At 75.6% G+C, this 8,240-nt stretch carries 7 protein-coding genes; 2 read left to right on the top strand and 5 right to left on the bottom strand.

What is annotated here, in order from left to right:
* Window positions 1-195: 195 nt before the first annotated feature.
* Window positions 196-1,629, bottom strand: a complete 1,434-nt coding sequence (locus tag ACWD4U_RS22435; protein WP_363455056.1) for a hypothetical protein — start codon at window positions 1,627-1,629, stop codon at window positions 196-198.
* 370 nt (window positions 1,630-1,999) lie between these two features.
* Here ACWD4U_RS22435 and ACWD4U_RS22430 point away from each other — a divergent pair, with 370 nt between their 5' ends.
* Complete coding sequence (locus tag ACWD4U_RS22430) at window positions 2,000-3,592, top strand: alpha-amylase family glycosyl hydrolase (RefSeq protein WP_363455058.1); 1,593 nt, start codon at window positions 2,000-2,002, stop codon at window positions 3,590-3,592.
* A 48-nt stretch (window positions 3,593-3,640) separates the two neighbouring features.
* Here ACWD4U_RS22430 and ACWD4U_RS22425 read toward each other — a convergent pair whose 3' ends face one another.
* On the bottom strand, window positions 3,641-4,630 hold the full coding sequence (locus ACWD4U_RS22425; RefSeq protein WP_363455061.1) for an ArsR/SmtB family transcription factor: 990 nt from the start codon (window positions 4,628-4,630) through the stop codon (window positions 3,641-3,643).
* A 73-nt stretch (window positions 4,631-4,703) separates the two neighbouring features.
* On the opposite strand from ACWD4U_RS22425, the gene ACWD4U_RS22420 reads away from it, so the two are divergent.
* Window positions 4,704-5,927, top strand: a complete 1,224-nt coding sequence (locus tag ACWD4U_RS22420; protein ID WP_363455063.1) for an MFS transporter — start codon at window positions 4,704-4,706, stop codon at window positions 5,925-5,927.
* A 124-nt stretch (window positions 5,928-6,051) separates the two neighbouring features.
* Here ACWD4U_RS22420 and ACWD4U_RS22415 read toward each other — a convergent pair whose 3' ends face one another.
* The 3 genes from ACWD4U_RS22415 to ACWD4U_RS22405 form a co-directional block, all read right to left on the bottom strand.
* Complete coding sequence (locus tag ACWD4U_RS22415) at window positions 6,052-6,255, bottom strand: hypothetical protein (RefSeq protein ID WP_363455066.1); 204 nt, start codon at window positions 6,253-6,255, stop codon at window positions 6,052-6,054.
* Window positions 6,256-6,336: 81 nt separating this feature from the next.
* Window positions 6,337-7,302 carry a threonine/serine dehydratase gene (locus ACWD4U_RS22410; RefSeq protein WP_363455069.1) on the bottom strand — a complete coding sequence of 322 codons (966 nt, stop codon included), beginning with the start codon at window positions 7,300-7,302 and terminating at the stop codon, window positions 6,337-6,339.
* Window positions 7,303-7,405: 103 nt separating this feature from the next.
* On the bottom strand, window positions 7,406-8,224 hold the full coding sequence (locus ACWD4U_RS22405; RefSeq protein WP_363455072.1) for a UbiA family prenyltransferase: 819 nt from the start codon (window positions 8,222-8,224) through the stop codon (window positions 7,406-7,408).
* Window positions 8,225-8,240: the final 16 nt, after the last annotated feature.

Here is an 8,240-nt window from a genome sequence, read left to right as displayed (position 1 = left end):
ACTTCCCCCTCGTCAACTCGGGTTCCGTCAACAGACGTTGTTGCGCCTGGCAACCTAGGGAGCGGGGGTTCCCGGCAGGTAGGGACGGCTTCCCGGCGGCGGGGGAAATTCGGCACCGGATGCGCCGCGTCCCGGGAAGCGGCTTCCCGGGACGCTGCCCTGACGGTGCGTCAGCTGACGGTTGGACGGCGCCGGTCAGCGCCGGGTGATCCGCAGCACCCCGGTCTCGGTGCCCTGGTAGAGCGTGCCGTCGGGGGCGGTGGTGCCGGTCATCTGCAGCGGGTTGTACAACAGCCCGATGCCGAACGCGGAGCCGGCCACCCGGGCCCCGGTCTCCGGGTCGAGGACGGCGTGCGCGTAGGTGGCGAAGGTCTGCGCGCCGACCGAGTCGGTCGGGCCGCTCACCGTGACCGTGTAGATCTTCCCGTCGGCGACCGAGAGCCGGGGCAGCGCCGCCGACTTGGCGTCGCTCTCCCACACCGGGTGGCAGCCGGTTCCGGAGGCGTCCAGGTCGACCCGGGCCAGCCCGCCCTCGAACGAGGCCGAGGCGGGCACGCTGGCCGGGGCTCCCGCGGGCAGCGCCGGGTACGGGTAGCCGTAGGTGTTGGTGACGAAGACGCTGCGCCCGGAGGCGATCACGGCGTCCTCGGTGCCGCTGGCCGCCTTCCGGGTGAGCACCGGGACGGCGCAGACCGGCACCGGGCCGCCGTCCACCCGGTAGACCAGCAGGTTCTCGTGCGGCGCCGCGTTGTCGGTGATGGTCACGTACTCGGTGCCGTCGCCCGGCCCGAAGAAGCTCGGCGTGGCGCCCGTCCCCCAGCTCAGCTGGCCCGGCTTGCGGCCCGGACCGCGGTCGTAGGCGGCCCGCCACTGCACCACCGGGGTGCCGTCGGCGGCCTGGCCGAACAGGTAGAGCGCATGGTCGGTGGCGACCGCGGTGTGGCCCGGGACGGTGGAGATGCTGTTGGCCACCCCCTCGCCGGTGGCGAGCGTGCGCACCGCCCCGGTGTCGGTGTCGACGGTGCCGACCAGGCCACCGCCGGTGGCGAACCACACCTTGCCGTCCCAGCCCGGGCTGAGGCCGACCACGTCGTCGCCGTCCGGGATCGCGCCCCGCAGCGAGGTGCTCTGATCGGTCGTCAACTGCCAGCCCTGGGCGGTGCGGTGGTGGCCGATCCGGAGCAGGTCGTGCGCGCCGTCGACCAGCACCAGCGCGTCGTGCTGGTCCAGGTAGGCGTACACCCCGCCGAACAGCGCGCCCTTCGGCACCCCGAGTTCGGCCAGCTTGTGCCCGTCGCCCGGGTCGAGCAGGTACACCGTCGGGTTCTGCCCGAAGATCGAGGTGCACAGCGCCACCGGCAGGCCGTCCGCGCCGACCACCACGGTGGGGCAGGCGGAGGCGAGCGCCGTCCGGCTCCAGTCGACCGGCGCCGTGCCCGGGCCCGGGTACGGCGTGGTGTCGCTGGACGCCGAGTCGCCGTGCATCCCGGCGGTGCCGTTCGGCGCGGTCGCCGGGTTCTGCGGCGGCAGCGGACCGTAGGCGGTCGCCGCGGCGGCCGGCCAGGCGTTAGCGGCGACCACGGCCGCGAGGGCGGTGCCGAGCAGGGCTGAACGGAGGCGTGCAGGCATGGCGGGGTCCTGTTCCGTAGGCGGAGGGGGACACCGGACGGCCCCCGCGCGCACGGGTACCGGGCCGCCCGGAAAGGGGTGAACGGCCCTGGTACGGAGGGGTGCGCCGCCGTCCACCGGCAGCGCGATCGGGGCCGCGTCAGACGACGCGGCGACAACCCGTGGTGGTGGCACGGCCGAGGTCGGCGTGTCGACGGCTCACCAACGGGATCATGGCCCGCACCCTAGCCGAGCGGTCCGCCGCCGCGCTGCCCCCCGTCCACCAGGCGGACGCTGACGGCGGATCAGCGCGGCGACCGGTTCCCGCGGGCGCCGACCGGGCATGGCTGGGAGGAGGGCGGAGAGCCGAACCGGACGAGAGGCAACCACCGTGGGGACCGAGTGGGCGCGCAACGCGGTGCTGTACCAGATCTACCCGCAGAGCTTCGCGGACGGCGACGGCGACGGGATCGGCGACTTCGCCGGACTGACCGAGCGGCTGGAGTACCTGGCCTGGCTCGGCGTCGACGCGGTGTGGCTGAACCCGTGCTTCGCCTCGCCGTTCGGCGACGCCGGGTACGACGTCGCGGACTTCCTGACCACCGCGCCGCGCTACGGCACCCCCGAGGACCTCGCCAAGTTCGCCGACGCCGCCCGCCGGCTGGGCATCCGGGTGCTGCTGGACCTGGTCGCCGGGCACACCTCGGACCGGCACCCGTGGTTCACGGCCTCCGCCGCCGACCCGGCCGACCACCGCTACATCTGGTCCGACCGCCCCGCGCCCGGCTTCGTCGCCTCCCCCGGCCGCCGCCCCGGCTGGTACAAGCCGAACTTCTTCGACTTCCAACCCGCCCTCAACTTCGGCTACGCGCGCACCGATCCGGCCGAACCGTGGCGCCAGCCGGTGGACGCCGAGGGCCCGCGGGCCAACCGGGCCGCGCTGCGCGAGATCATGGCGCACTGGTTCGGCCTCGGCATCTCCGGCTTCCGGGTCGACATGGCGTCCTCGCTGGTCAAGGACGACCCGGGGTTCGTGGAGACCGGCCGGCTGTGGCGCGCGACCCGCGGCTGGCTGAACGAGCACCACCCCGACGCGGTACTGCTCGCCGAGTGGGGCGACCCCGCCCGGTCCGTCCCGATGGGCTTCCACGGCGACTTCTTCCTCCAGTTCGGCGGCCCCGCCGACGGCGCGCCGCTGCGCTCGCTGTGGGACAACCGCACCGGCACCGTCCACGAACACTGGCCCGCCGAGCCCTGCTACTTCGACGCCGCCGGCCGCGGCTCGATGCGCGAGTTCACCACCGAGTGGCAGCGCACCACCGAGGCCGTCACCGGCCACGGCTTCGCCGTCCTGCCCACCGCCAACCACGACTACTCGCGCCTCGCCTGCGGCCCCCGCACCCGCGACCAACTCGCCCCCGCCTTCGCCTTCCAGCTCACCTGGCCGAGCGTCCCGGCGATCTACTACGGCGACGAGATCGGCATGCGGTACGTCCCGGACCTGCCCGACACCGAGGGCAGCGTGCTGGGCCCCGACTACAACCGGGCCGGCTGCCGCACCCCCATGCAGTGGGACGCCGGCCCCGACGCCGGCTTCTCCACCGCCCCCGCGGACCGGCTCTACCTGCCGCTCGACCCCGACCCCGACCGCCCCGACGTCGCCACCCAGCGCGCCGACCCGGCCTCCCTGCTGCACCACGTGCGCCGCCTGATCGCGCTGCGCCGCCGGCACCCCGCCCTCGGGCCCGACGCCACCGTCGAACTCCTGCACACCGGCTACCCGTTCGCCTACCTCCGCGCGGGCACCCACCTGGTCGTCGTCAACCCCCGCCGCACCCCCGCCCACCTCCCCCTCGACCGCCCGCTGCCCACCGCCCCGCTGCTCACCCACGGGGTGACGATCACCGACTCGGTCATCCACGCCGAGGGCTTCTCGTACGGCATCTTCACCCGCCCGGACCTCGTGCCGGACGGCCGGGGGTGACGGTTTGTCAGCCGGTTTCGCCGCGCTCACTGCTGAAGTGACGGGCCGTCATCCGCCTTCGCCGTCGGAGCCGGGCGCACAGAGGAGTTCCGCGGCCCGCGTGCGCAGGTAGAGCACCTGGCGGCCGGTGCGGTGGCGGGCGGTGAGGCCGGCCGCGTGCAGGGCGGTCAGGTGGTGGGAGACGGTGGGCGCGGAGACGCCGGTGCGGGCGGCGAGTTCGGTGGTGGTGGCGGGCGCGTCGAGCTCGGCCAGCAGCCGGGCGCGGGTGGCGCCCAGCACCCGCGCGAGGCCGTCCGGCACCGGGCTGCCCGCGGTCTCCCAGAGGGCGGCCACGCCGCGCGGCGGGTAGACCAGGCCCGGCTGCCAGGGCGGGTTCTGCTGGGAGAAGACGCCCGGCCAGGCGAAGACGGTCGGGACGAGCACCAGTCCGCGGGCGCCGTCGAGCCGGCGGTGGGCGTCGACCCGGGGGTGCCCGATCCGCAGGGTGTCGTGCTCCCAGGCGACCTGCGGGTGCAGGTCGGCGAAGAGCGCGGCCGGCCCGCCCGCCGACAGCTGCCGGGCGCGGCGCAGCACCTCCCCCTCCGCCAGCCGCTCCATCCGCGCCCAGTGCGGCGCGATCGCCGCCGCCCAGTACGCCCGGATCTCACCCGCCAGCCGGACCAGCCCCACCTCCGGATCACGCATCAACTCCTCGGCCGGCGGCGGCAGTTCACCGCCCATCCGGGCCAGGTCACGGCGCACCGCGGCGGCCGGCAGCGCCACCAGGGCGGTCAGCTCCTCCTCGATGCCCGGGCTCGACCCGGCCGGCACCGGCGTCAGGAAGTCGGGCACGTAGACCGTCGGCAGCCGCACCAGCGCCGACAGCGACTCCCACTCCACGCCCGCGAGCCGGCGTCGCGCCTGCCGCACCCACGGCAGGTGGATGGCGTGCCGCCCCGGGTCCTTGAGCACCTCGACGCTGGTGGTCACCTCGCACAGCGGCGAGCGGGCGAACCGGGTGCGGGCCAGGTCCTGCGCGGAGAACTCCCAGGTCAGCATGGTCGCTCCCGTCGAGGATTCGACCAGGATGGAATTCCTGGCCGGAGACGATCATCGCAGCCAGGCTCGCACCATGACCACCGCCACCCCCGTCCCGCTCCGGGACCGCCTCGGCCTGCCCGTCACCACCGGCCGGACCCGCCTGATCGGCGCCCACCTGGTCGACAGCCTGGGCACCGGCCTGATCCTCGCCTTCGTCCTGGTGTACTTCACCCGCACCACCGGCCACCCGCTGGCCGCGATCGGCGCCGCCGTCTCGACCGCCCGGCTGCTGGCACTGCCCACCGCACCGGTCGTCGGCCCGCTGCTGGACCGCTACGGCGCCAAGACCGTCGCGACCTGCGCCAACGCGCTCTCCGCGCTCGCCTACGCGGGCTTCCTGGCCGCCCACGAGCTGTGGCAGATCGCCGCGGTCTGCCTGCTCGCGCAGATCGGCCACGCCGCCTACTGGACCTCCAGCACCGGCCTGGTGGTGCTGGCCGCCCCGGACGGCGAACGCACCCGCTGGTTCGCCCTGGTGCAGACGCTGCGCAACACCGGCCTGGGCCTCGGCGGCGCGCTCGGCGCGGCCCTGGTGGCCGGCGGCGGCAGCGGTGCGCTGCGCCTGCTGGTGGTGCTGAACGCGGCCAGCTACCTGCTCGCCGCCGCCCTGCTCGCCACCTGGCACCCGGCAGCGGCGGTCACCGCCCCCGACACCCGCGGGCCCGCCGCAGGGGGTTACCGGGCCGTGCTGACGGACCGCCGGTACCTGCTGCTGGTGGCCGTCCACCTGAGCTTCGTGCTCGCCTCGATGGTGCTGAGCGTGCTGCTCGCGGTGCACGTCACCGCCGCGCTGCACCGGGGCGCCGCGGTGGCCGGCGGGCTGCTGGTGCTCAACGGCGTGCAGGTGGTGCTCACCCAGAACCTGGTCGCCCGCCGCCTGGAGGGCCACCGCCCGACCCGGGTGGTCGCCGCCGGTGCGGTGCTCAACGCCGCCGCCTTCGGGCTCTTCGCCCTGCTCGGCCTCGCCCCCGGGTGGGCGGTCCTGCCGGGGCTGGTGGTGGCGATGGCGGTCTACAACCTGGCCGAGACGGTCGCCACCCCCAGCGCCGAGGAACTCAGCGTCTCGCTCGCCGACCCCGCCCGCCGCGGCCGGTACCTGGCGGTCTACCAGCTCTCCTGGACCCTCGGCCAGGCCGTCGCCCCCGGGCTGCTCACCCTGCTCTTCGCCCACGGCCCGGCCTGGCCCTGGCTGTTCCTGCTCGCCGCCTCACTGGCCGCCGTCCCCGGGCTGCTCCTGCTGGAGCGTCAGCCGTGAGACGGGTCGGAATCGGTGACAGGGCATCAGCGGACCGCGTCGGTTAGGGCCCGGGCCCATCGGCCGACCGCGTCGACCATGGAGCCGGGACAGGAGTCGGTGACGGCGCGCCGGCCTGGCGGCGTCAGTCATAGCCCGCATCAGGATCCGGTGACGGAGTATCAGCCTGGCGGGTAAACCATGTCCCAGGCCAGGAGCCGGCGATGGCGCGCCAGCCGATCACGTCGGTCATGACCCGGGTCACGGCGGTGACGGCCCGCCAGCCGACCTCAGCCATGGCCCGGGCCCAGGAGTAGGTGACGGCGCGCCAGCCGGCCACGGCGGTCATGACCCGGGCCAGGAACCGGTGACAGCCCGTCGGCCGACCTCAGCCGTGGCCCGGGGCTGGCCAGGCGCCGGTGGCGGTGCGTCAGCGCGCTGCGCCGAGGTCCTCCGGGTCGGTGTTCGCCCCGCACAGCACCACGCAGACGCGTTCGCCCGCGGCGGGGCGGTACGCGCCGGTGGTGAGGGCGGCCAGGGCGGCGGCGGTGCCGAGTTCGACGGCGATCCGGCGTTCGTCCCAGAGCAGTTGCCGGGCCTCGCGGATCGCGCCGTCCGGCACCAGGACCGAGGCGGCACCGCCGGACCGGGCCGCCTGCACGGCCAGGGCGGTGGCGCGGCGGGCGCCGAGCGAGTCGGCGGCGATCGACTCGACCGGGACGTCGACGGGCCGCCCGGCCGCCAGGGCCGCGTTCAGCGCCCGGCAGTTCTCGGGTTCCACCGCGACGGTGCGGATGCCGTGCTCGCGGGCGGCGGTGGCCACCCCGGCGAACAGCCCACCGCCGCCGACGGCGACCAGGACCGTGTCCAGCCCCGGGAGCTGACGGTGGATCTCCTCCAGCACGGTGCCCGCGCCGGCGGCGATCAGCGGATGGTCGTAGGCGTGCGAGGCCAGCGCGCCGCTCTCGGCCGCGAACTCCTCGCAGGCGGCCAGCGCCTCCGCGTACTCCGTGCCGACCAGCCGCACCTCGGCGCCGTAGCCGCGCAGCTTGGCGACCTTCACCGGCGGGGCGGTCTCCGGCAGGAAGACCGTCGCCCGGACGTCCTGCCGCCGGGCCGCCCAGGCGCACGCCAGGCCCGCGTTTCCGCCGGAGGCGATGGTCACGCCCGCGTCGGGCAGGGTGCCCGCCTCCCGGTGCGCGCGCAGGAAGTTCGCCGCGCCGCGCGCCTTGAAGCTGCCGGTGTGCTGCAGGTACTCCAGCGCCAGCCACAACTCGCCGCCGCCGTCCGCCAGTCCGAACGCCCCCGGCTCGGCCGGCTGCACCCCGACCGGTAGCACCTCACCCGCGATCCGGTCGCCCGCCGCCTTGATGTCGTCGTACCCGAGTTGCTGCACGTGATCCTCCCGGTATGCCGGTTGCGCGTGTGCCGGTGGCGCGCATGCCCAGTGCGCCACGGCGTACGGTACGTCGTGCCGTGCGGACCCGCGAGGAACCCGCTCACCCCGCGAGCAGCCCGCCGCCGCTGCCGAACAGCACCGCCAACGCGATGCCCGCACCCGCCATCACCCCGAGGAACGGCCAGCGTCCGCGTGGCGCGAGCAGCGCCGCGACCGTCGTCGGGGCGGTCACCGCGAGCACCGGCCAGCCGGGCGCGAGCAGCAGCGCCGCGCCGGCTGCGGCGCCCACGGCGAGCAGCGCGGACGCCCGCGGGCCGAGCCGCTGCGGCAGGCCGCGGATGCCGGCGGCGCGGTCCGCGGCGATGTCGGGGAGCACGTTGGCGAAGTGCGCGGCCACGCCGAGCAGCGCACCCGCGCCGAGCACCCGCCCGGACGGCCAGGGGCTGCCGGGCAGGGCGAGGGTGACGAAGGCGGGCAGCAGGGCGAAGGCCACCGCGTACGGCAGCCACGACCAGACGGTCCACTTGAGCCGCAGGTTGTAGGCCCAGCCGGCGCCGACCGCCACCAGATGCGCGGCCGCCGCGGCCACCCCGCAGGCCAGCGACAGCAGCACACAGCCGGCCACCGCCCAGCGGGTCGCCCTTACGGTGTAAGTCACCGTCAACTCGCCATCCGCCAGCGGCTTGTCGCGCCGCCCGGCAGCAGCATCGCGCGCCCGGTCGACGAGGTCGTTGCTCCAGCCGATCGAGAGCTGCCCGGCACCGACCGCGGCCGTCGTGAGCAGACCGCCGAGCGGGCCACGCCCGGCAGCGAGCGCCATCGCCCCGGCCAGCACCGTCACCGCGGCCGCCGGCGCAGGATGGCAGGCCCGCAACAGGGCACCCACCCGATCACGCGGCACCGCGGAGGCGCTGGTCACACCACCCAAGCTACCC

The organism is Kitasatospora sp. NPDC002522 (assembly GCF_053595195.1).
This window is presented reverse-complemented; position numbering and strand designations above follow the sequence as displayed.

Bases quoted from the DNA above. Each gene is read 5' to 3' on its own strand.
- ACWD4U_RS22435 (WP_363455056.1), bottom strand. From the start codon at position 1,629: ATGCCTGCACGCCTCCGTTCAGCCCTGCTCGGCACCGCCCTCGCGGCC.
- ACWD4U_RS22415 (WP_363455066.1), bottom strand. From the start codon at position 6,255: ATGACCGCCGTGGCCGGCTGGCGCGCCGTCACCTACTCCTGGGCCCGG.
- ACWD4U_RS22425 (WP_363455061.1), bottom strand. From the start codon at position 4,630: ATGCTGACCTGGGAGTTCTCCGCGCAGGACCTGGCCCGCACCCGGTTC.
- ACWD4U_RS22420 (WP_363455063.1), top strand. From the start codon at position 4,704: ATGACCACCGCCACCCCCGTCCCGCTCCGGGACCGCCTCGGCCTGCCC.